Source organism: Pseudomonas corni (assembly GCF_057128765.1).
Genome location: NZ_JBSKHW010000002.1, coordinates 691008 through 712443 on the forward strand (window position 1 = coordinate 691008; position 21436 = coordinate 712443).

General features: G+C 57.6%; 20 protein-coding genes. 14 read left to right on the top strand and 6 right to left on the bottom strand.

Annotation, left to right across the window (positions count from 1 at the left end):
* Window positions 1-61: 61 nt before the first annotated feature.
* Together prlC and ACWKV9_RS06855 are read left to right on the top strand one after the other, a co-directional pair.
* Window positions 62-2149 carry an oligopeptidase A gene (gene prlC / locus ACWKV9_RS06850; RefSeq protein WP_483835311.1) on the top strand — a complete coding sequence of 696 codons (2088 nt, stop codon included), beginning with the start codon at window positions 62-64 and terminating at the stop codon, window positions 2147-2149.
* Window positions 2146-2433 carry a YheV family putative zinc ribbon protein gene (locus ACWKV9_RS06855; protein WP_483835312.1) on the top strand — a complete coding sequence of 96 codons (288 nt, stop codon included), beginning with the start codon at window positions 2146-2148 and terminating at the stop codon, window positions 2431-2433. Before prlC ends, ACWKV9_RS06855 begins: the two co-directional genes overlap by 4 nt.
* Window positions 2434-2517: 84 nt before the next feature.
* On the opposite strand, the gene ACWKV9_RS06860 is transcribed toward ACWKV9_RS06855, so the two are convergent.
* A complete protein-coding gene (locus ACWKV9_RS06860) occupies window positions 2518-4161 on the bottom strand; it encodes a phosphoinositide-specific phospholipase C-related protein (RefSeq protein ID WP_483835313.1) in 1644 nt (547 codons plus the stop codon).
* A gap of 275 nt (window positions 4162-4436) precedes the next feature.
* Between ACWKV9_RS06860 and ACWKV9_RS06865 the strand changes: the two genes are divergently transcribed.
* The 3 genes from ACWKV9_RS06865 (at window position 4437) to ACWKV9_RS06875 (ending at window position 8210) form a co-directional block, all read left to right on the top strand.
* Complete coding sequence (locus ACWKV9_RS06865) at window positions 4437-5495, top strand: PA0069 family radical SAM protein (RefSeq protein ID WP_483835314.1); 1059 nt, start codon at window positions 4437-4439, stop codon at window positions 5493-5495.
* Between the two features lie 309 nt (window positions 5496-5804).
* Complete coding sequence (locus ACWKV9_RS06870) at window positions 5805-6536, top strand: carbonic anhydrase (protein ID WP_483835315.1); 732 nt, start codon at window positions 5805-5807, stop codon at window positions 6534-6536.
* Window positions 6537-6680: 144 nt separating this feature from the next.
* Complete coding sequence (locus ACWKV9_RS06875; protein ID WP_483835316.1) at window positions 6681-8210, top strand: SulP family inorganic anion transporter; 1530 nt, start codon at window positions 6681-6683, stop codon at window positions 8208-8210.
* A 169-nt stretch (window positions 8211-8379) separates the two neighbouring features.
* Here ACWKV9_RS06875 and ACWKV9_RS06880 read toward each other — a convergent pair whose 3' ends face one another.
* Window positions 8380-9030 carry a hypothetical protein gene (locus ACWKV9_RS06880; RefSeq protein ID WP_483835317.1) on the bottom strand — a complete coding sequence of 217 codons (651 nt, stop codon included), beginning with the start codon at window positions 9028-9030 and terminating at the stop codon, window positions 8380-8382.
* Window positions 9031-9402: 372 nt separating this feature from the next.
* On the opposite strand from ACWKV9_RS06880, the gene coxB reads away from it, so the two are divergent.
* From coxB to ACWKV9_RS06900, 4 genes are all read left to right on the top strand, one after another.
* The gene (gene coxB, locus ACWKV9_RS06885) at window positions 9403-10530 is read left to right on the top strand and encodes a cytochrome c oxidase subunit II (protein WP_483835318.1); all 1128 of its coding nucleotides are present in this window, start codon (window positions 9403-9405) and stop codon (window positions 10528-10530) included.
* Window positions 10531-10693: 163 nt separating this feature from the next.
* Window positions 10694-12286, top strand: a complete 1593-nt coding sequence (gene ctaD / locus ACWKV9_RS06890; RefSeq protein WP_483835319.1) for a cytochrome c oxidase subunit I — start codon at window positions 10694-10696, stop codon at window positions 12284-12286.
* Window positions 12283-12861: a cytochrome c oxidase assembly protein gene (locus tag ACWKV9_RS06895; RefSeq protein WP_483835320.1), complete on the top strand. Its 579-nt coding sequence runs from the start codon at window positions 12283-12285 to the stop codon at window positions 12859-12861. Before ctaD ends, ACWKV9_RS06895 begins: the two co-directional genes overlap by 4 nt.
* A gap of 31 nt (window positions 12862-12892) precedes the next feature.
* On the top strand, window positions 12893-13786 hold the full coding sequence (locus ACWKV9_RS06900) for a cytochrome c oxidase subunit 3 (RefSeq protein ID WP_483835321.1): 894 nt from the start codon (window positions 12893-12895) through the stop codon (window positions 13784-13786).
* Between the two features lie 110 nt (window positions 13787-13896).
* Here ACWKV9_RS06900 and ACWKV9_RS06905 read toward each other — a convergent pair whose 3' ends face one another.
* Window positions 13897-14100 carry a twin transmembrane helix small protein gene (locus ACWKV9_RS06905; protein WP_483835322.1) on the bottom strand — a complete coding sequence of 68 codons (204 nt, stop codon included), beginning with the start codon at window positions 14098-14100 and terminating at the stop codon, window positions 13897-13899.
* Window positions 14101-14172: 72 nt separating this feature from the next.
* On the opposite strand from ACWKV9_RS06905, the gene ACWKV9_RS06910 reads away from it, so the two are divergent.
* From ACWKV9_RS06910 to ACWKV9_RS06930, 5 genes are all read left to right on the top strand, one after another.
* Complete coding sequence (locus ACWKV9_RS06910) at window positions 14173-14937, top strand: SURF1 family protein (RefSeq protein ID WP_483835323.1); 765 nt, start codon at window positions 14173-14175, stop codon at window positions 14935-14937.
* The gene (locus tag ACWKV9_RS06915; protein ID WP_483835324.1) at window positions 14903-15496 is read left to right on the top strand and encodes an Ntn hydrolase family protein; all 594 of its coding nucleotides are present in this window, start codon (window positions 14903-14905) and stop codon (window positions 15494-15496) included. The genes ACWKV9_RS06910 and ACWKV9_RS06915 overlap by 35 nt, the downstream gene beginning before the upstream one ends.
* A gap of 9 nt (window positions 15497-15505) precedes the next feature.
* Entirely contained in the window at window positions 15506-16561 is a 1056-nt protein-coding gene (locus ACWKV9_RS06920) for a COX15/CtaA family protein (protein WP_483835400.1), read from the top strand.
* A 436-nt stretch (window positions 16562-16997) separates the two neighbouring features.
* The gene (cyoE, locus tag ACWKV9_RS06925; RefSeq protein ID WP_483835325.1) at window positions 16998-17897 is read left to right on the top strand and encodes a heme o synthase; all 900 of its coding nucleotides are present in this window, start codon (window positions 16998-17000) and stop codon (window positions 17895-17897) included.
* Window positions 17894-18529, top strand: coding sequence for an SCO family protein (locus ACWKV9_RS06930; protein WP_483835326.1), 636 nt, complete (start codon window positions 17894-17896; stop codon window positions 18527-18529). The genes cyoE and ACWKV9_RS06930 overlap by 4 nt, the downstream gene beginning before the upstream one ends.
* A gap of 135 nt (window positions 18530-18664) precedes the next feature.
* Here the strand turns inward: ACWKV9_RS06930 and ACWKV9_RS06935 are convergent, their stop codons facing one another.
* From ACWKV9_RS06935 to ACWKV9_RS06945, 3 genes are all read right to left on the bottom strand, one after another.
* On the bottom strand, window positions 18665-19438 hold the full coding sequence (locus ACWKV9_RS06935) for a MetQ/NlpA family ABC transporter substrate-binding protein (protein WP_483835327.1): 774 nt from the start codon (window positions 19436-19438) through the stop codon (window positions 18665-18667).
* A 70-nt stretch (window positions 19439-19508) separates the two neighbouring features.
* Window positions 19509-20183 carry a methionine ABC transporter permease gene (locus tag ACWKV9_RS06940; protein ID WP_483835328.1) on the bottom strand — a complete coding sequence of 225 codons (675 nt, stop codon included), beginning with the start codon at window positions 20181-20183 and terminating at the stop codon, window positions 19509-19511.
* Entirely contained in the window at window positions 20183-21190 is a 1008-nt protein-coding gene (locus ACWKV9_RS06945) for a methionine ABC transporter ATP-binding protein (RefSeq protein WP_483835329.1), read from the bottom strand. The genes ACWKV9_RS06940 and ACWKV9_RS06945 overlap by 1 nt, the downstream gene beginning before the upstream one ends.
* Between the last annotated feature and the right edge of the window lie 246 nt (window positions 21191-21436).

A 21436-nucleotide genomic window follows, 5' to 3' on the forward strand; every position in this document is an offset into this window, starting at 1 on the left:
TGGGGCTGATAGCGCGGCCATCGTAGCGAGATAGCTGCGGCCGGCGCCGATTATAATTAAGATGCGTGGGTGTTTCTTTCTGCCAAGGTGCCAAACCGTGAGCGCGAACAACCCTCTGTTGCAATCCTACGACCTGCCACCTTTCTCGGCGATCCGCGCTGAGCATGTAAAACCGGCCATTGACCAGATTATTGCCGACAACCGCGCTGCGATTGTCGATCTGCTCGCCCAACAAGGCTCGCAGCCTACATGGGCTGGCCTGGTGTTGGCGATGGATGAACTCAACGACCGCCTGGGCGCAGCCTGGAGCCCTGTCAGCCATCTGAATGCCGTGCGTAACAGCCCGGAGCTGCGTGAGGCCTATGAATCCTGTCTCCCGGCATTGAGCGCATATTCCACCGAGATGGGCCAGAACCGGGAGCTGTTCCAAGCGTTCGAAGCCTTGGCCAATAGCCCGGAAGCGGCCGGTTTTGATGTAGCGCAGAAGACCATTCTCGAACACTCGCTGCGTGACTTCCGCTTGTCCGGCATCGATCTGCCGCCAGAACAGCAAAAGCGTTACGCCGAAGTCCAGAGCAAGCTGTCGGAGCTGGGCAGTCAGTTCTCCAATCAGTTGCTCGACGCGACCCAAGCCTGGACCAAGCATGTCACTGACCAAGCGGCTCTCGCTGGCCTGACCGATTCGGCCAAGGCGCAAATGGCTGCTGCCGCGAAAGCCAAAGACCTCGACGGCTACCTGATCACCCTGGAATTCCCGAGCTATTACGCGGTGATGACCTACGCCGAAGACCGTGCCCTGCGCGAAGAGGTCTACGCGGCGTACTGCACCCGTGCGTCGGACCAAGGCCCGAACGCCGGTAAAAATGATAACGGTCCGGTGATGGAACAGATCCTCGACCTGCGTCAGGAACTGGCCAAGCTGTTGGGCTTTGCCAGCTTCTCCGAACTGAGTCTGGCGACCAAAATGGCTGAATCCAGCGATCAGGTGCTCAGCTTCCTGCGCGACCTGGCCAAACGCAGCAAGCCGTTTGCCGCTCAGGATCTTGAGCAACTGAAAGCCTACGCTGCCGAACAAGGCTGCCCGGACCTGCAAAGCTGGGACAGCGGATTCTACGGCGAGAAGCTGCGTGAGCAGCGTTACAGCGTTTCTCAGGAAACCCTGCGCGCCTACTTCCCCATCGATAAAGTGCTGAGCGGCCTGTTTGCCATTGTGCAAAAGCTGTACGGCATCGAAATCGCCGAACACAAAGGCTTCGACACCTGGCATCCGGACGTTCGCCTCTTCGAAATCAAGGAAAACGGTCAGCACGTGGGTCGCTTCTTCTTTGATCTCTATGCCCGCGCCAACAAGCGTGGCGGTGCCTGGATGGATGGCGCGCGTGATCGTCGTCGCACTATGGACGGCGTACTGCAAAGCCCGGTTGCTAATCTGGTGTGCAACTTCACCCCGGCCGACAGCGGCAAACCTGCGCTGCTGACCCACGATGAAGTCACCACCTTGTTTCACGAGTTTGGTCACGGCCTGCATCACCTGCTGACCCGCGTCGAGCATGCTGGCGCTTCGGGCATCAATGGCGTGGCATGGGACGCGGTCGAGTTGCCAAGCCAGTTCATGGAAAACTGGTGCTGGGAGCCTGAAGGCCTGGCCCTGATTTCCGGTCACTACGAGAGCGGCGAACCGTTGCCTCAGGACCTGCTGGAGAAAATGCTCGCGGCGAAGAATTTCCAGTCTGGCCTGATGATGATTCGCCAGATTGAGTTCTCGCTGTTCGACTTCGAATTGCACGCCACTCACGGCGACGGTCGCACCACGCTGCAAGTGCTCGAAGGCGTACGCGACGAGGTTTCGGTCATGCGTCCACCGGCTTATAACCGCTTCCCCAATAGCTTTGCGCACATCTTCGCTGGGGGTTATGCGGCGGGTTACTACAGCTACAAGTGGGCTGAAGTATTGTCGGCAGACGCTTTTTCGAAATTCGAAGAAGACGGCGTGCTCAACGAAGACACTGGCCGTGCTTTCCGCGAGGCAATTCTGGCCCGTGGCGGCTCGCAAGCGCCGATGGTGTTGTTCGTCGACTTCCGAGGGCGTGAGCCTTCGATTGACGCACTCTTGCGTCATAGCGGTTTGAGTGAGGACGCGGCAGCATGACCGATACACCCGCTGTAGTGACCAAGAAACGCTTCATCGCCGGGGCTGTCTGCCCGGCGTGCAGCGAGCCTGACAAGCTGATGATGTGGAACGAAGACGACGTTCCGCATCGCGAGTGCGTGCATTGCGGTTACTCGGACACGCTCAATGCCCAAGGTCAGTCGATCCCGAAAGAGCTCGGTACACGGGTAAACAAGCCCGTGGTCAAGCCAGCGGATCCGAAGGTCCAGGGCGTGCAGTTTTTCCCGAATCCTAAATTGAAGAAGCCGGTCGATCCAAGTTGAAATGAAACATGGATGCCCGCGAATTAATCGCGGGCATCCATGATCAGCCGTGTTCAAGTTAGGTGAATGTATGTAGCGGTAATGCTATTTTGTGCCGCGTAAACCTGCGAAAGAAATCTTGCCATCAATACCATGATGATAGTTAACAACTCTCACGTATTCATTTGTGAAGCTGGTGTTGAAGCTTGGGATGTTAAGGGGAGATTTAATATCTTTCAAGATTTCAATAGTAGTGACACCTTGATCATTCTTGCCATCCGGATGTCCGTACAGACTGAGTGATGCCCCCGCTTTGGCTTTCACGATTTTGGCGGATTTAATTTCGTCATTAGAACAGCCGAAGCTGTTGTTTTTCATTTTGACTACGTGATGGCTCGCAAACGGAACAACGCAATCAAGGTTCTGAGTACCGTTGCCTCCTTCATAGAATGCGATAGAAGAGTCAGAAAAATCAGTCGGTGTTTTGTCAATAGTGATACGGGATATCTTGCCGTTCAGACCATTGTTTCGGTTGTAGATAGTATCAAAGCTACTCCATGAGTAATTCGTCTGGAAGTTTGGGAGAACGACTCGTTCGTTGAGGCCGATGTCTCTTTTTACATCGATGATAAGGTGGTCATCCTGAGTGCTGCCGGAGGGGCTGTCGTACAGTGTAATCCGGGTGCCTTTGGATACGCCGGATAAAGTCAGGGATTGGGCCTCATCGTTTTCACAGCCGTTACCCTTCATATCTACAACGCCTGGCTTTGTTGGAATAACACAAACGGCATCCTGTTTTTTGTCAGCGTTAGCGCCCTCATAAAAGTAAATGCCGCCGTTGTTCAATGCATTGGTATAGCGTTCAACTTCTCCACTTGAATAGTGGTTCACGCCAATGAAGTTAGGTGTGACTTCACAGTTGTCGACGCGGCGCAGCAGGTAGGTCAGGTTGTTGTCAAACCCCGCAGAGTCATTGGTAAGGGACGTCCAATGATGAAATTGATTCATCAGAAAGAGCCTGCTCCATTCTTTTCCGGTCCTTTGATTTACTTTCTGAGTTTTCAGTGGGAGGGCATCGTTGCGTGATGGGCATGACCAGTTATGCGCTGATGCCAGAGGGACTGCCACTGCGCCCAATGTGTCCCATCGATTTTCGACCATCCAGTCGTTGTCATATAGAACAGTGATTTTCTTATTACCGATCGGGTAGTCCCCAACAATTTTCGTACTGGCGGTCATGAATACCAGTCGATTGTTCTTATCGGCCATTTCTTTCAACGTCGGCCATTCCTTACCAGAAAAATTTTTCGGATCGAAGGAATATTCTGCGAGCTCGGGAACCGCATCGAAAACTGCTTTCAGCTGGGGAAATTCGACATAGGATTCGAGAAATATAGTCACAACTTCATTAGGGTTGTTTCGTAAGAATGGGACAAATTCATTCTTGAGCTGATTGATAAGCGTGCCATAACAAGCTAGGTCTTTATGACATACTCTGATTTTGTCTTCCGGTTTTGTATATTGCGACTTGAAGTAGATGTCCAGCATAAAGCCTCGGACGCCATCCTTTAGCTGCTGCGGAAGCTCTTTACCGTTCTGATTGATTTTTTCGTAAGAGTTATGCGTTGTCACCCAGGAATACTGGTTGAAAGGCTTGTCCCGAGAGTCAATAGGGACGGCCGTGGCAGAAAGTGCGGTAAGCGCTAGTAATGAAGCAAGCGCCGTGGTTGCTGTAATACGGTTGTTCATTTCGAAATCCTTTTCGAATATTGCTGTGGTCACTCATGTGACCCTTAGTGTAAGGCTGCTAATCATTAGCGGCCTGGTGCTTAGTAATAACGACTCTGGTTACAACTGCAAGTCTGCGACGAAATACGTGTGTTGCCAATTGCGTAAGCCGATGACTAAGACGCACCAGAATTCTCTGTACCGTTGATCAGCTGTATGGCGTTTACCACAGCTGGCGTGGAGCTGTGCCTGTGATCGGTGTACTGTATGTATAAACAGTTATCGGGAAAGCCCTCATGTCTGCGCCACTTCCTCCTCGCGGCCGAGGCACGGCCACTAATCCGCACAACCGCTTCGCGCCGAATCGCTCGGTGGCTGAGGATGACGGCTGGTATCAGGAAGTGCCTATGACCCAAGGCACGACCGTCACCATTGAAACGGCCAAAAGCATCATCACCCGCAACACCTCCCCCGACATCCCGTTTGACCGCTCGATCAACCCTTATCGCGGGTGTGAGCATGGGTGTATCTACTGTTATGCGCGGCCCAGCCATGCGTATTGGGATATGTCGCCGGGTCTGGATTTCGAGACCAAGCTGATCGCCAAAACCAATGCGGCGGCGCTGCTTGAACAGCAACTGTCCAAGCCCGGTTACAGCGTCGCGCCGGTTACGCTGGGGGCCAATACCGATCCGTATCAGCCGATCGAGCGCGAGTACAAAATCACCCGCGCCACGCTTGAGGTGCTGCTGCGCTATCGCCATCCCGTGACGATCATCACCAAAGGATCTTTGATCCTGCGCGATCTCGACTTGCTGGCAGAGCTGGCCAAGCTGCGGCTGGTTTCGGTGTTTATCAGCCTTACTACTCTGGACGATGAACTCAAACGCATTCTTGAACCCCGGGCTGCAGCACCCAAGGCGCGTTTACGAGCAATCAGGGTCATGCGTGAGGCGGGTATTCCGGTGGGTGTGTTGCTGGCACCGATGATTCCGATGATCAACGACATGGAGCTTGAGGGTTTGATGGCCGAGGCGAAGGCGGCGGGGGCTCTGGCAGCCAGTTACGTGATGTTGCGGCTACCGTTGGAGGTAGCGCCGCTTTTCGAGGAATGGCTGCAAGCGCATTATCCTCAAAGAGCTGCCCACGTCATGAGCCTGGTACGCCAGTCCCGCGGTGGTGAAGTGTATGACAGCCGTTTCGGCAGCCGGATGCGTGGCGAAGGCGTGTTCGCGGATTTGCTGGCTCAGCGCTACAGTATCGCGGTGAGGAAACACGGTCTCGATGCACGGGACAGTTTCAAGCTCGATTGCGATGCGTTTTGCAGGCCGGGCGGGCAGATGTCGTTGCTGTAGGCAAGCAGCTCTCGCCACTGTAGGAGCGCGCTTGCCCGCGATACATCTGGCAGGCGACGAAGATGCTTTGGCTCAACTGACATCATCGCGGGCAAGCGCGCTCCTACAGGGTGGGTGCCGGATTAGGTTTTCTTAACCAAGACCCGCGAGCTAGAGCGATGCATTCAGTTTCAGTTAAGTTTGGGCCTTTATGGTAACTCCGAGTAACAAGTCGGACGCGCACATAGAGATGTGGCCGCTGTCCCAGAGCATGGGTCATCCTTCAGTCGATGCGGACCTTACATTTCAATCCGTCAGAGAGGACGAGACATGAGAGACACTGATCAACAGCCTTCAGTTGCGCCAGCGGACGCTTTGCCCGAAGCGGAATCCGCGGATGTAGCGCTGCGCCACATCGTCGACGGCTTCAAGCATTTTCGTACTGACATCTTCCCCCAGCAGGAAGAACTGTTTAAAAAGCTGGCGACCGCCCAGCAACCCCGAGCCATGTTCATCACCTGCGCCGATTCCCGGATCGTGCCGGAGCTCATCACTCACAGCTCGCCCGGCGACCTGTTCGTCACCCGTAACGTTGGTAACGTCGTCCCGCCTTACGGCCCTATGAACGGCGGCGTTTCCACTGCCATCGAGTACGCCGTCATGGCCTTGGGCGTTCATCACATCATCATCTGTGGCCATTCCGACTGTGGCGCCATGCGCGCTGTACTCAATCCGAAAAGTCTCGAAAAAATGCCGACGGTCACGGCCTGGCTGCGTCATGCCGAGGTCGCGCGCACCGTCGTAGAAGACAACTGCAATTGCAGCGGTGAGAAAGAAACGATGCACGTGCTCACTGAAGAAAACGTCATCGCTCAATTGCAGCACTTGCGCACACACCCTTCAGTTGCGTCGAAGATGGCCAGCGGTCAGCTGTTCATCCATGGCTGGGTCTACGACATCGAGACCAGTGACATCAGAGCCTACGACGCCGAACAGGATTGCTTCCTGTCCCTTGATGGCGACCATCCAACGCCGATGGCTACGCCGAGACGTCGTTACTAAACCCCCGTCCAGGGACATCGTGTTGCCGGGCGTGTGAATCTGATTCACCACTGACGGTTCGATCCTCACTCAAGCTCGCTGCGGCCACAATTTTTGTGTGCCGCCGGGCGTTGTCACGCCTGAAGAATTTGCCGGAGAGTCGTCATGGCTATTACAAATCTGAAATCGGTCTTACCACGGGAGCTGATGGCTTCCGTGGTGGTTTTCCTCGTTGCCCTGCCGCTGTGCATGGGTATCGCCATTGCTTCGGGCATGCCGCCTGCCAAGGGTTTGATCACCGGGATCATTGGCGGCCTGGTGGTGGGATGGCTGGCGGGTTCGCCGCTGCAAGTCAGCGGTCCGGCTGCTGGGTTGGCGGTGCTGGTGTTCGAGGTGGTGCGTGAGCACGGCATGGCAATGCTCGGACCGATCCTTCTGCTTGCAGGCTTGCTGCAAGTATTGGCCGGGCGCTTCAAGCTTGGGTGCTGGTTTCGGGTGACTGCGCCTGCAGTGGTCTACGGAATGCTTGCAGGGATTGGCGTGTTAATTGTGCTGTCGCAGGTCCATGTGATGTTCGATAGCGGGCCCAAGCCGTCCGGGCTGGACAACCTGATCGGCTTCCCGGAAACGTTGTTCAATGCCGTAGGCCCAGGCACCGGCATGCAGGCCGGATTGCTCGGGCTCGGTACAATTGCGGTCATGTGGCTGTGGGAAAAGCGCAGGCCTCATGCGCTGCGTTTCGTACCCGGCGCCTTGCTGGGCGTAGGTATCGCTACGGCGGTGAGTCTGTTCATGGCATTGCAGGTCAAGCGCGTCGAGGTTCCGGCCAATCTGGCTGAAGCCATTGACTGGTTGCGCCCGGCGGACCTGATGAATCTGGCTGATCCGGCGATTCTGGTGGCGGCGATAGCCGTGGCGTTCATCGCCAGTGCAGAAACGCTGCTGTCGGCGGCAGCGGTTGACCGCATGCACAACGGCCCGCGTTCGGATTTCGATAAAGAGTTGAGCGCACAAGGCGTAGGCAACATGCTCTGCGGATTGTTGGGCGCGTTGCCGATGACCGGCGTGATCGTACGCAGCTCGGCCAACGTGCAAGCGGGCGCTAAAACCCGATTGTCGGCGATCTTTCACGGCGTTTGGTTGCTGGCATTTGTACTGTTGCTGTCGAGCGTTTTGCAGAGCATTCCAGTAGCGAGTCTGGCGGGCGTGTTGGTGTACACCGGCTTGAAACTGGTGGATCTGAAGGCCTTTCGAGGGTTGGGTCGTTATGGCCGCATGCCGATGTTCATCTACGCAGCGACTGCGAGCGCGATCATCTTCACCGACCTTCTGACCGGTGTGCTGGTGGGCTTTGCCCTGACACTGGTGAAGCTGGCGCTCAACGCTTCGCGGCTGAAGATCAATCTGGTGGACCTGCCGGCCGAAGGCGAGATGGAGTTGCGGCTGAACGGTTCGGCTACGTTCCTGAAAGTCCCTGCCCTGACTCAGGCACTGACCGCCGTGCCGCCGGGTACCACGCTGCACGTGCCGCTGAGCAACGTGAGTTACATCGACCATTCTTGCCTGGAGTTGCTGGAAGAATGGGGCCGCGCTAATGCGACGCAGGGTTCACGGTTGATCGTCGAGCAGCGGCTGTTGAAACGACGGGTGGAAGGCCGCATTCGCACCACGGTGGGCGGCGCGGCGTTGCATTGATAGTTGATTTAGCAGGTGGTGTGCAACACCTGTGGGAGCGGACCTGTCCGCGAATACGGTTGAACAGACGATAGATTTTTATCGAATGTAATGGCCTCTTCGCGGACAGGTCCGCTCCCACATGAGTTGTGTTGGTCGCAAAAGATCACTGTTCGCTGTAAATCGATCCTCAGTCCTTCGGACATTCCATCTCAAGCCCGACGCCCAGTTCCCGGGACAGACTCGGCCAGCGTTTCCAGGCGGATTCGGTATCCGGGCTGCTCAAGCGCTCGCGGTGGGCTTCCACTGACTCCAGGGAAAAGCTGTCCTCGTTGAGCAATTCATCAACGGCATGATGCACGGCTTCGTCCAATTGGTTGGCGAACCCTTCACCGATCAAGTGGTGGGCAATCACGCTTGCAACCGTGGTGTTGGCAGGAATCAGCGGTTGGCCGAAATGCATGATGTACAGGTCATTCACTTCTTCTACCAGGCGATGCGCCAGATAGGCCTCGTCCAACAGGCTGTCGAGCCCTTCATGGCCAGCCATGATGGCAGGTGGCTGGACGAAAAAATGTTCGGCGATCTTCAACACCGGTTTGATCTGTTCCTCGATGCCCGCTTCCTGCGCCACGGCATTGGCCGCGTCCAGCAGATCGGGCACTTGGTCGATATACGCCGTGACAAAGCGCGTTAGCACGCCCCGTGCGTCCACTTCTGGAAGATGGATAGCAGGGTGCAAATGCGGAAGTTGTAACTCGAGTTGGCGCAATAACTGACCAGTGGCCGCCTCGTGTTCCTGTGCTCGTTTGATCTGCTCGCGCAAAGCGGCGGTGTTCATGGAGGCTCCTGAAGGCAATAAACCAGGCCGAATTATAGGGGAAGTCATACGTTAGCTTGCTTATCAATTCCCTTAAGACGCAATTGTCATAACAGCTTCATGCTTATGTGCATCGGCTATTAAAAATCCGCTATTGCCGTTGTGGGCGCGATATTTCTCAGTATTTGCGCACGCGTATAGCCGGGTTTGCCGGTTTCTCCACTGCGTTGCGCAGCGTTGGGCCGTGTCTATACTCGATTCAGTGAAAAGCACCTGATGCATCGGACTGTAAAAGCAGGCATGGCCCCGGTCCTCAAGTAACGTGTCTTGACCACCGCTCCCTAGCCCGCATGTGACTGCTGGCAAATAAGAAGAACAAGAGGGGAACCCGCAATGATGCGACATCCACAAGTCTGGATGGGCCTTCTGTTGTGGTCGGTATTCGGCCAGGCGCACGCCGCCTGGACCACGAATATGGCACCGGGAGCGACCGAGGTCAGTCACGAAATCTTCGATCTGCACATGACCATTTTCTGGATTTGTGTAGTGATCGGAATCGTGGTGTTCGGTGCGATGTTCTGGTCGATGGTCATTCACCGGCGCTCAACCGGGCAGGTCGCAGCCAAGTTTCATGAGAGCACCACGGTCGAGATTCTGTGGACGGTGGTGCCGCTGTTGATCCTCATCGTCATGGCGATTCCCGCCACTAAAACCCTCATCAGAATGTACGACAACACTGAGTCGGGTCTGGACATCCAGATCACGGGATACCAGTGGAAATGGCATTACAAATACTTGGGCCAGGATGTCGAGTTCTTCAGCAATCTCGCCACGCCAGCGGATCAGATTCATAACAAAGAGGCCAAGGGCGAGCACTACTTGTTGGAAGTCGATCAGCCACTGGTGGTGCCGGTGGGGGTGAAAATTCGCTTTCTGGTGACGGCTGCTGACGTCATTCATTCCTGGTGGGTGCCGGCCTTTGCTGTCAAGCGCGACGCCATCCCGGGGTTCGTCAACGAGGCTTGGACGCGCATCGAGAAGCCTGGGATTTATCGCGGCCAATGCACTGAGTTGTGCGGCAAGGACCACGGCTTCATGCCGATCGTGGTCGAGGCCAAATCCCAGGCCGACTACGACACCTGGCTCGCCGCGCGCAAGGAAGACGCCGCCAAGCTCAAGGAGCTGACCAGCAAGGAATGGACGCTGGACGAGTTGGTCGCGCGCGGTGACAAGGTCTATCACACCACCTGCGTGGCCTGTCATCAGGCCGAAGGTCAGGGACTGCCGCCTATGTTCCCGGCGCTCAAGGGCTCGAAAACCGCGACCGGCCCCAAAGAAGAACACCTCAATGTCGTGTTCCACGGTCGTGCAGGCACGGCCATGGCTGCGTTCGGCAAGCAGTTGTCGGAGGTCGACATCGCCGCCGTCGTCACCTACGAGCGCAACGCGTGGGGTAACAACAAGGGCGACATGGTCACGCCAAAAGATGTGCTGGCGCTCAAACAGGCGGATGCGAAATGAACGAGCCCGGCTCAAGACAGTTTGTAGGAGCGCGCTTGCCCGCGAATGCCGGGTGTCAGACGCAAATGTCCTGTCTGACACACCGCGATCGCGGGCAAGCGCGCTCCTACACTGACGGGGTTTTCGACAGGCAACGGGAACAGGAAACCGCAGGAGACAGAACATGAGCGCAGTGATCGATGACCATGGCCACGCAGGTGCAGCGCACGCGCACGGTCCGGCCAAGGGGCTGATGCGTTGGGTGCTGACCACCAACCACAAAGACATCGGCACGCTGTACCTGTGGTTCAGCTTCTGCATGTTTCTGCTCGGCGGCTCATTCGCCATGGTGATCCGCGCGGAGCTGTTCCAGCCGGGCCTGCAAATCGTCGAGCCTGCGTTCTTCAACCAGATGACCACCATGCACGGCCTGGTGATGGTCTTCGGCGCCGTGATGCCTGCCTTCGTGGGCCTTGCGAACTGGATGATCCCGCTGATGATCGGCGCGCCAGACATGGCCCTGCCGCGCATGAACAACTTCAGTTTCTGGCTATTACCAGCAGCATTCCTGTTGCTGGTGTCGACGCTGTTTTCTCCCGGCGGCGGGCCTAACTTCGGCTGGACCTTCTACGCCCCGCTCTCCACCACCTACGCGCCGGAGAGCGTGACCTTCTTCATTTTCGCCATTCACCTGATGGGCATCAGTTCGATCATGGGTGCGATCAACGTCATCGCGACGATTCTCAATCTGCGCGCCCCCGGCATGACGTTGATGAAAATGCCGCTGTTCGTCTGGACCTGGCTAATCACCGCGTTCCTGTTGATTGCAGTGATGCCGGTACTGGCCGGGTGCGTGACGATGATGCTGATGGACATCCATTTCGGCACCAGCTTTTTCAACGCGGCAGGCGGCGGTGATCCGGTGCTGTTCCAGCATGTCTTTTGGTTCTTCGGGCATCCCGAGGTGTACATCATGATCTTGCCGGCGTTTGGCGCGGTCAGTTCGATCATCCCGGCGTTCTCGCGCAAGCCGCTGTTTGGCTATACGTCGATGGTGTACGCCACGGCAAGCATCGCATTTCTGTCGTTCATCGTCTGGGTGCATCACATGTTTGTGGTGGGCATTCCGCTGGTGGGCGAATTGTTCTTCATGTACGCGACGATGCTGATTGCGGTACCCACCGGCGTGAAGGTCTTCAACTGGGTCAGCACCATGTGGCAGGGCGAGTTGACCTTCGAGACGCCCATGCTGTTTGCCGTGGCGTTCGTGATTCTGTTCACCATCGGCGGCTTCTCCGGGCTGATGCTCGCCATAGCGCCCGCCGACTTCCAATACCAGGACACCTATTTTGTGGTCGCGCATTTCCACTATGTGCTGGTGCCGGGTGCGATCTTCGGGATCTTCGCGTCGGCGTACTACTGGTTGCCGAAGTGGACCGGCCACATGTACGACGAAACCCTGGGCAAGCTGCATTTCTGGCTGTCGTTCATCGGCATGAATATGGCGTTTTTCCCGATGCACTTTGTGGGACTGGCGGGCATGCCCCGTCGCGTGCCTGACTACAACCTGCAGTTCGCTGATTTCAACATGGTGTCGTCCATTGGCGCCTTCACCTTTGGCGCGACGCAGATCTTCTTCCTGTTCATCGTGATCAAGACCATTCGCGGTGGCGCACCTGCGCCCGCCAAACCCTGGGACGGCGCGGACGGCCTGGAGTGGACGGTGCCCTCGCCTGCGCCGTACCACACCTTCGTCACGCCGCCGGAGGTGAAATGAACATCGCGGGACCCAACCGCCCCCTCGTCATCCGCCTGTTGATCGCGGTGGTGGCGATGTTCGCCTTTGGCTTTGCGCTGGTGCCGCTGTACGACGTGATGTGCAAGGCGCTGGGCATCAACGGCAAGACCGGCGATCAGTACAAGCAAACCCAGATCGTCGACCAAAGCCGAAAGGTGCGGGTGCAGTTTTTGTCGACCAATTCAGCGGACATGTCCTGGGGTTTCTATCCCAAGGCCGAGGAGCTGAATGTGTACCCCGGCGCGGTTAACGAGATGCTGTTCGTCGCCCAGAACCCGACCGGGAAACCCATGACGGCCCAAGCCGTACCGAGTATTTCGCCTAGCACGGCGGCCGTGTATTTCCACAAGACCGAATGCTTCTGCTTCACCCAGCAAATGCTGCAACCGGGCGAGCGCATTGAAATGCCGGTTCGCTTCATCGTTGATCGCGACCTGCCCGCAGATGTGAAACACCTGACGCTCGCTTACACGCTGTTCGACATCACCGCTCGCATGCCGCCCGTTGCCCAGGCTGCAACTGTTACGCCCGTTATTAGAAAAACCGGCGGCTAGGCCAGCGCGCCCGAGAAGGAGAACCAGAAAAATGGCAACGCCCCTGCACGAGCATTACTACGTTCCGGCGCAGAGCAAATGGCCCATCATCGCCACGGTCGGGATGCTGGTTACGATGTTTGGGCTGGCGACCTGGTTTAACGACATGAAAGCCGCGCGCCCCGATTCCCATGGTCCCTGGATCTTCATGGTCGGCGGACTCTTGGTCGCGTACATGATGTTTGGCTGGTTCAGCACTGTGATCAAAGAGGGCCGCGCAGGACTGTACAGCGCGCAGATGGATCGCTCGTTCCGTTGGGGCATGAGCTGGTTCATTTTTTCGGAAGTGATGTTTTTCGTGGCGTTTTTCGGTGCGCTCTTCTATGTGCGCACCTGGGCCGGGCCGTGGCTTGGCGGTGAGGGCTCAAAGGGCATCGCGCACATGCTCTGGCCCAACTTTCAGTACACCTGGCCGCTGCTGCACACACCGGATCCCAAGTTGTTTCCTGCGCCCAAAGGGATCATCGATCCGTGGGTTTTACCGCTGATCAACACGGTCCTGCTGGTCAGCTCCAGCGTCACCGTGACTATCGCTCATCACGCCCTGAAGAAGGGTCATCGTGGCGCGCTGAAGTTGTGGCTGGCGCTGACCATCCTGCTGGGCATTAGCTTTCTGACGCTGCAGGTCGAGGAGTATCACCACGCCTACACCGAGCTGGGCCTGACCTTGGGCTCGGGCATCTATGGCGCGACGTTCTTCATGCTCACCGGTTTTCACGGCGCGCACGTGACGATCGGCACGATCATTTTGTTTGTGATGCTGATGCGCATTTTGCGCGGGCATTTCGACGCCGAGCATCAGTTCGGCTTCGAGGCCGCGAGCTGGTATTGGCATTTTGTGGACGTGGTGTGGGTGGGGTTGTTTGTGTTCGTTTATGTGCTTTAAGCAAGCCTTGTAGGAGCGCGCTTGCCCGCGATTGCGGTGTGCCTGCTACATAAGCGGTGCTGATACGACGCCATCGCGGGCAAGCGCGCTCCTACAGTGATGGGGTTGGATCACCACGGCACATGCGTTACCAGCTCCCCGCTGTAAAACCCGTAGGTGATCAGCCCCAGGGTGATGGCAGCGCAGCACACCCTCACGGTCAGGGCTTTGAGCAGGCGGGTCGATGAGGCTTCGTCCTTGACCAGAAAGAACAGGCCGCTAAACAGGCTGATCACGGTGGCAATCAGCATAAAAACAATCGCCGCTTTGAGCATGGGGGCAACTCCAGGAGCAAACGCTATGCAACGGAGTATAGGTGTGGCTCGTCAGCAAAATCGGGGCGCCTGATGAAGCGCTTCCGGCCCGGTATTGCGCCGACGCTGGTGGTGTTGGCGATGCTGCCGTTGTTTGTCTCGCTGGGGTTTTGGCAGTTGAGCCGTGGCGAAGAAAAGCGCGTCATGCTCGCCACGTATGCCGAGCGTCGCGCCGCGCCTGCGGTGTCCGCCGAACTGCTGCCCACGACTGTCGATCCTGCTTATCGCCGCGTACAACTGCGCGGCACCTTCGATGCCGATCACAGCTATTTGCTCGACAACAGCACCCGCGAAGGTAAGGTCGGGGTGGAGCTGATCCAGCCCTTTCACGATCAAGTCAGCGGCCTTTGGTTGATGGTCAATCGTGGCTGGTTGCCGTGGCCCGACCGACGTACTCCGCCCGCTTTCGATACGCCCGTTGAACCGCTGAGTCTTGACACATGGGTTTACGTATCGCCCGGCGCTACGTTCCAGCTGCACGCCGATGCGCAAAGCGGCAGCTGGCCGAAACTCATCACGGCGCTTGATCCGGCGAAGGCTTGGAGCGACATGGGCCGCGAAGGTTTTGCTCACGAACTGCGTCTGGAACCAGGCCCGGCGGCGTATCGACTGGATTGGCCAGTCGTCGCCATGGGCCCGGAAAAACATCTCGGCTATGCCGTGCAGTGGTTTGCCATGTCTGCGGCGCTGGTCGGGCTCTACCTGTATCTGGGTTGGAACAACACCAAAGGCAGCCGGAACAATAAGAAAAAGGAGCACCCCCATGGGAACGGTCATGAGCCCCACCAGCACGTCTGAAAACCCCTCGCCCAAGAGTCGCAGCAAAGGTCGGTTGCAGCTGATGTTGGTGCTGTTAGTGGCGGTCGGGCCGATGATCCTCGCCACCAGCATGTATAAATTCAAGTTTTGGGTGCCGGACAACCGCAGCTTCCACGGCGAGATGATCGGCAACGGCGAAACCCGCGCCGAGCTGGGTGTCCAGTCCGACGAGAAACGTTGGCAGTTGCTGGTGACGGCTCCCAATGAATGCGACGCCGATTGCCAGCAACTGGTTTACCTGGCGCGGCAGATTCAGATCGGGCTGGGGCGTGATGCTTCGCGCGCCAGCCATGCGATCACCACCTCACAACCGCTCAGCCCAGATTACGACGCCAGGCTGACCCGCGAATACCCGCAGTTGCAGCGCTATCCGCTGGATATGAAGCGCTATCAACGCGCCGCGCCGGGCATCGACCTGCCGCAGCTCTGGATCGTCGACCCCCACGGCAACCTTGTGCTGCGCTACGGGGCTGAGGTGAACGGCAAGGATTTGCTCAACGATATGCGTCAGCTGTTGAAGCTGTCGAACATCGGATAGGGGGTCATGATGACCAAGCCCGGATTTCGTCTTGCGCTGCTGGCCACTGGGTTGGCCCTCGTCGTCATTCTGCTCGGCGCTTATACCCGGCTGACCCACGCAGGCCTTGGCTGCCCTGATTGGCCGGGGTGTTACGGCTTCATCAGCGTGCCCAAAACCGATGTGCAACTGGCCTACGCCGAGGTGCGTTTCCCAGATTCTCCGGTGGAAGAGCACAAGGGCCGAAACGAGATGGTCCATCGCTATTTCGCTGGCGGGTTGTCATTGATGATCATGATGCTGGGCGTGCATGCCTGGCATCGTCGGCATATCGCAGGTCAGCCAGTACGTTTGCCCCTGGCGCTTGTTGGCGTTGTGTTTGCGCAAGCGGCGTTTGGCATGTGGACGGTAACGCTCAAGCTGTGGCCGCAGGTGGTCACGGCGCATTTGCTGGGCGGCGTGATGACGCTGAGTTTGCTGTTTCTGCTGACGCTGCGCTTAAGCGGCCAATTCGAGGCGCTGCCGCAGTTGTCGCTTCGGTTGCGTCGGATGGCGGCAGTGGGGATGGGATTGGTAGTGCTGCAGATCGCGCTGGGTGGGTGGGTCAGTTCCAATTATGCGGCTATGGCGTGTGTCGATTTACCGACGTGCCACGGGCAGTGGTGGCCCGACACCGATTTTGCCAACGGCTTTCACCTGACCCAGCACATCGGTCCGAATTATCTGGGCGGGCAACTGGACAGCGATGCGCGAACGGCCATTCACTTGACCCATCGTATCGGCGCGCTGCTGGTGACGTTTTCGCTGTTGGCGCTGGCCTGGCGCCTCAATCTCGAAGGGCTCAGGGGCATGGCGCGATTGTTGTTGCTGGCGCTAGGAATGCAGATTGCGCTGGGCCTGAGCAATGTGGTTTTTCACCTGCCGCTTGGGGTGGCCGTGGCGCATAACGCGGGCGGCGCGGCGTTGATGCTGACGATGACGTTGATCAATTACCGGGTGCGCGCGGTACGAGTCGTCGCCCCCAAACGCGCGCCGAGCTTGTGGCATTACGCGAACATGATGCTGCACCTCGGTCCGCACAGGTGATGACACCAAACCTGTAGGAGCCAACTTGTTGGCGAGCGTTACGACGCGGTGTTTCAGGCCGGACGTATCGCGAACAAGTTCGCTCCTACAGGTCGTTGTCATCGATATGGCTCGGTTCTGTAGGAGCCAACTTGTTGGCGAGCGTTACGACGCGGTGTGTCAGGCAGGAGGCCTCGCGAACAAGTTCGCTCCTACAGGGCGTTGTCATCGATATGGCTCAGTTCTGTAGGAGCCAACTTGTTGGCGAGCGTTGCGACGCGGTGTTTCAGGCCGGAGGCCTCGCGAACAAGTTCGCTCCTACAGAGGCATGCGATCGATACGGCTCGTTTCTGTAGGAGCCAACTTGTTGGCGAGCGTTGCGACGCGTTGTTTCAGGCAGGGCGTCTCGCGAACAAGTTCGCTCCTACAGGCGGCGCAATTAACGGAGATTCAGTCGATGAGCAGTTTGATTGCCAGCCGCCATGGGCAGGCCCTAGGGCGGGATTATCTTGAACTGACCAAACCCAAGGTCCTGGTGCTGATGCTGATCACCTCGCTGGTCGGGATGTTCCTTGCCACGCGTGCGGGTGTTGCATGGGACGTCTTGGTGTTCGGCAATCTGGGCATTGCACTGTGTGCAGGCGGTGCGGCGGTGGTCAATCACGTTGTGGATCGCAAGATCGATGCAATTATGGCGCGCACCCATAAGCGGCCGATTGCCGAAGGACGCGTTTCCCCCATTTCCGCTCTGGTGTTTGCGGGGTTACTCGCAATCATTGGGCAAGCGCTACTCATGGCCTTCACCAATATGTTGGCGGCATGGCTGACCCTGGCTTCGTTGCTGGGCTATGCCGTGATCTACACCGGCTTTTTAAAACGCGCTACGCCGCAGAACATCGTCATCGGAGGGCTGGCTGGCGCCGCTCCACCACTGCTGGGTTGGGTCGCCGTGACCGGGCATGTCACCGCCGAACCACTGTTATTGATGCTGATTATCTTCGCCTGGACCCCGCCGCATTTCTGGGCGCTGGCGATTCATCGCAAGGACGAGTATGCCAAAGCCGACATCCCGATGCTGCCGGTGACCCACGGCGAGCACTACACCAAAATCCACATCGTGCTGTACACGCTGGTGTTGATGGCCGTGAGTTTGATGCCCTACGTGATTCACATGAGTGGGACGTTATACCTGGGGTGCGCACTGGCCCTGGGCGCGAGGTTTCTGTATTGGGCCGCCGTGTTGTACCGTGGCACCCGGCCGCATGCCGCGATCAGTACGTTCAAGTTTTCGATTTACTACTTGTTCCTGCTGTTCATCGCGCTGCTCGTAGACCACTACTTGTTGTTGAATTTATGACCCGAACCCAGAAAACCGTTTTCATCCTCGTCGCCATCATCGCGTTGATTCTGGGCCTGACGGTCAACCGCGTGCTGTCTGGCAAAGGCCAGGGCGATCAGACTGCGCTGATTGATGCAGGGGTGATCCTGCTGCCGCAAAGTCGCGATTTGCCAGAGCTGAAAATGATCGATCAGGACGGTCAACCGGTGGTGATGGATGAGCTGAAAGACAAATGGACGCTACTGTTTTTCGGCTACACCTTTTGCCCTGACATCTGCCCTACCACCCTCGCCCAGCTGCGCCAGATCAAGAGTGAGTTGCCCAGAGAAGCAGCGGCCAAACTGAGGATTGTGCTGGTGAGCGTCGACCCCAATCGGGATACACCGCAGCAATTGAAAACCTACTTGGGGTATTTCGATAAGACGTTCATGGGTCTGACGGCATCGTCGGTGAGCGATCTGCAGAAGATCGCCAATGCGGTGAGCATTCCGTACATCCCCGCCGATACCAGCAAGCCCAACTACACCGTTGATCACAGCGGCAACCTCGCCCTCCTCGGCCCCGACGGTACACAGCGAGGTTTTATCCGCGCACCGTTGAACAGCCAAAAGCTGATCGCGCAATTGCCGGGGTTGGTTGAGAGGAAGTAGGAGATTGTTAGATGACGGTGTAGGAGCGCGCTTGCCCGCGATAGATATGTCGAGCGCGGGGATGTTGTTGAATGCACCTAAGTCTTCGCGGGCAAGCGCGCTCCTACAGTGGAGCCGCTCGCCGAGAGGGATTGATCAAAAAGCTGGAACGACCGCGCCTTTGTATTTCTCCAGAATGAACGCTTTGGTTTCCGGGCTGTGCAGCGCGGCGACCAGTTTCTGGATGGCGGGGGCGTCTTTGTTGTCTTCGCGGGTCACGAGGATGTTGGCGTATGGCGATTCAGCCCCTTCGATCACCAGCGCATCCTTGGTCGGATCCAGCTTGGCCGCCAGCGCGTAGTTGGTGTTGATCAGCGCCATGTCAACTTGGGTGAGTACACGCGGCAATGTCGCGGCTTCCAGTTCACGGAATTTCAGGTTTTTCGGGTTCTGGTCCACATCACGCGGCGTCGACAGGATGTTGCTCGGATCTTTCAGCGTGATCAGCCCGGCCTTGGCCAGCAGCAAAAACGCACGTCCTTCGTTAGTCGCGTCGTTTGGCATGGCGATAGTCGCGCCGTCAGGCAATTCTGCGAGGGTTTTGAGCTTGTCCGAGTAAGCACCGAACGGTTCGACGTGAACCTTGCCCACGCTCACCAGCGTCGTCCCTTTACCCTTGTTGAACTCATCCAGATACGGCTGATGCTGGAAGAAGTTAGCGTCCATGCGCTTCTGATCGACCTGCACATTGGGCTGAACGTAGTCGTTGAAGACTTTGATATTCAGCGACACGCCTTCTTTGGCGAGCATCGGTTTTACGAACTCGAGGATCTCGGCGTGAGGCACGGCGGAAGCCGCGACGGTCACGGTTTCATCGGCGTGGGCCGACAGGGCAACAACGGCGGCGAAGGCTGCCAAAAGCTTTTTCATGCGTCTACTCCTTGAATGCACGCTGCAGAAATACCGCGTGCATCTGCCGATCAGCAATCGGCCAATTCTGTTAACGGTGTGAGAAGTGGGCGACAAGCTTGTCGCCAACGGTTTGCAGGATCTGCACCAGCACCAGCAGCAATACGACCGTCACAAACATCACATCGTTCTGGAAGCGCTGGTAACCGTAACGAATAGCCAGATCGCCCAGACCGCCCGCGCCCACCGCACCTGCCATCGCCGTGAAGGAAACCAGCGCAATGGCAGTCACGGTAACCGCCGCGAGAATGCCGGGACGCGCCTCGGGTAACAGCGCCTTGACGATGATTTGCCGCGTCGTTGCGCCCATGGCCTGAGTCGCTTCGATGATCCCGCGATCCACTTCGCGCAGTGCGGTTTCCACAAGCCGCGCAAAAAACGGCGTAGCGCCGGCAATCAAAGGCGGCAACGTGCCGAGAATGCCCAGCGACGTGCCGGTGATGACTTCGGTCAACGGCATCATCACGATCAGCAAAATGATGAACGGCAGTGCGCGGAGCATGTTCACGATCAAGCCGACCGTGGCGTACAGCGGCTTGTTCTCCAGCAACTGGCGCGGCGAGGTGAGGAACATCAGCACGCCCAGCGGCAAGCCCAGCAATATGGTGAACGCCAGCGACACGCCGAGCATGATCAGCGTGTCACCGGTGGCGACCCAGATTTCGTACCAGTCGACGTTGGAAAACAGATTGAGGAAAGTGTCCATCAGCGCAGCACCTCCATGTGAACGTCAGCCGCCGTGAAGCGCGCAAACGCGGCGTCCATGTCGCCGCCAGTAATGGCCAGCGTCAGTTGTCCGTAGGGGGTGTCTTTGATGCGGTCGATTCGGCCCGCAAGGATGCTGTAGTCCACGCCGGTTTCGCGCGCCACCGTGCCCAGCAGCGGCGCGTAGGTCGCTTCGCCCTGGAACGTCAGACGCACGATGCGGCCCTGAACGTGAGCGAAGTCATTACGCTGCTCGTTCTCGTCGACCTGCTCGTCTTCCTGGACGAAACGCTTGGTCGTTGCGTGCTTGGGATGCAGGAACACGTCGGCCACAGCGCCCTGCTCGACGATCACGCCCGCGTCCATCACCGCCACTTGATCGCAGACGCGGCGAATCACATCCATCTCATGGGTGATCAGCACGATGGTCAGTTTCAGCTCGCGATTGATCTCGGCCAGCAGTTGCAGCACTGACGCCGTGGTCTGCGGGTCGAGCGCGCTGGTGGCCTCATCGCAGAGCAGAATCTTCGGTTTGGTTGCCAGTGCTCGGGCAATCCCGACGCGCTGCTTCTGGCCGCCGGACAACTGCGACGGGTATTTCTTGGCGTGATCGGACAGACCCACCCGCTCCAGCAACTCGGCCACTCGCTGATTGATCGCTGCGGTGGACATGTCTCCGGCCAGCGTCAGCGGCATGGCAACGTTGTCGGCCACGGTTTTGGAGGACAGCAGATTGAAGTGCTGAAAGATCATCCCGACCTGACGCCGAAAGCGGCGCAAGCCGTCGGCGTCCAGCGCGGTGACGTCTTCGTCGTCAACCAGAATGGTGCCGCCGCTCGGCGCTTCCAGACGATTGATCAGGCGCAACAAGGTGCTTTTGCCTGCGCCAGAATGGCCGATCAGGCCGAATACCTGGCCGTTTTCGACGCGCAGGGAGGTCGGGTGCAGGGCGGGAATTTCCCTGCCGGCGACCCGATAGGTTTTATGGACGTTATGAAACTCGATCACGTAGCGAACCTTGTGGGGGCGCGGTAAGAATCAGCCGACGGGCAGGACACTCGTCGGCTGCTGGGGCGATGCCATTTCTGGTTACTGTCCCCTTGGCTGGATAAACCGGGCGCGCATTTTAGCCTGTCCTGCCAGGGTTGGGCCCAGCGTTCTTAGCATTTATTTCATCACCAATCTGCCGAACGGTAATAAGGGCGGCAGGTTTAGGCGCAGATGCAAAGGTGGACCAAAGGTAGAAAAAAACAC

Bases quoted from the DNA above. Each gene is read 5' to 3' on its own strand.
- prlC (WP_483835311.1), top strand. From the start codon at position 62: ATGCGTGGGTGTTTCTTTCTGCCAAGGTGCCAAACCGTGAGCGCGAAC.
- ACWKV9_RS06855 (WP_483835312.1), top strand. From the start codon at position 2,146: ATGACCGATACACCCGCTGTAGTGACCAAGAAACGCTTCATCGCCGGG.
- ACWKV9_RS06860 (WP_483835313.1), bottom strand. From the start codon at position 4,161: ATGAACAACCGTATTACAGCAACCACGGCGCTTGCTTCATTACTAGCG.
- ACWKV9_RS06865 (WP_483835314.1), top strand. From the start codon at position 4,437: ATGTCTGCGCCACTTCCTCCTCGCGGCCGAGGCACGGCCACTAATCCG.
- ACWKV9_RS06870 (WP_483835315.1), top strand. From the start codon at position 5,805: ATGAGAGACACTGATCAACAGCCTTCAGTTGCGCCAGCGGACGCTTTG.
- ACWKV9_RS06875 (WP_483835316.1), top strand. From the start codon at position 6,681: ATGGCTATTACAAATCTGAAATCGGTCTTACCACGGGAGCTGATGGCT.
- ACWKV9_RS06880 (WP_483835317.1), bottom strand. From the start codon at position 9,030: ATGAACACCGCCGCTTTGCGCGAGCAGATCAAACGAGCACAGGAACAC.
- coxB (WP_483835318.1), top strand. From the start codon at position 9,403: ATGATGCGACATCCACAAGTCTGGATGGGCCTTCTGTTGTGGTCGGTA.
- ctaD (WP_483835319.1), top strand. From the start codon at position 10,694: ATGAGCGCAGTGATCGATGACCATGGCCACGCAGGTGCAGCGCACGCG.
- ACWKV9_RS06895 (WP_483835320.1), top strand. From the start codon at position 12,283: ATGAACATCGCGGGACCCAACCGCCCCCTCGTCATCCGCCTGTTGATC.
- ACWKV9_RS06900 (WP_483835321.1), top strand. From the start codon at position 12,893: ATGGCAACGCCCCTGCACGAGCATTACTACGTTCCGGCGCAGAGCAAA.
- ACWKV9_RS06905 (WP_483835322.1), bottom strand. From the start codon at position 14,100: ATGCTCAAAGCGGCGATTGTTTTTATGCTGATTGCCACCGTGATCAGC.
- ACWKV9_RS06910 (WP_483835323.1), top strand. From the start codon at position 14,173: ATGAAGCGCTTCCGGCCCGGTATTGCGCCGACGCTGGTGGTGTTGGCG.
- ACWKV9_RS06915 (WP_483835324.1), top strand. From the start codon at position 14,903: ATGGGAACGGTCATGAGCCCCACCAGCACGTCTGAAAACCCCTCGCCC.
- ACWKV9_RS06920 (WP_483835400.1), top strand. From the start codon at position 15,506: ATGACCAAGCCCGGATTTCGTCTTGCGCTGCTGGCCACTGGGTTGGCC.
- cyoE (WP_483835325.1), top strand. From the start codon at position 16,998: ATGAGCAGTTTGATTGCCAGCCGCCATGGGCAGGCCCTAGGGCGGGAT.
- ACWKV9_RS06930 (WP_483835326.1), top strand. From the start codon at position 17,894: ATGACCCGAACCCAGAAAACCGTTTTCATCCTCGTCGCCATCATCGCG.
- ACWKV9_RS06935 (WP_483835327.1), bottom strand. From the start codon at position 19,438: ATGAAAAAGCTTTTGGCAGCCTTCGCCGCCGTTGTTGCCCTGTCGGCC.
- ACWKV9_RS06940 (WP_483835328.1), bottom strand. From the start codon at position 20,183: ATGGACACTTTCCTCAATCTGTTTTCCAACGTCGACTGGTACGAAATC.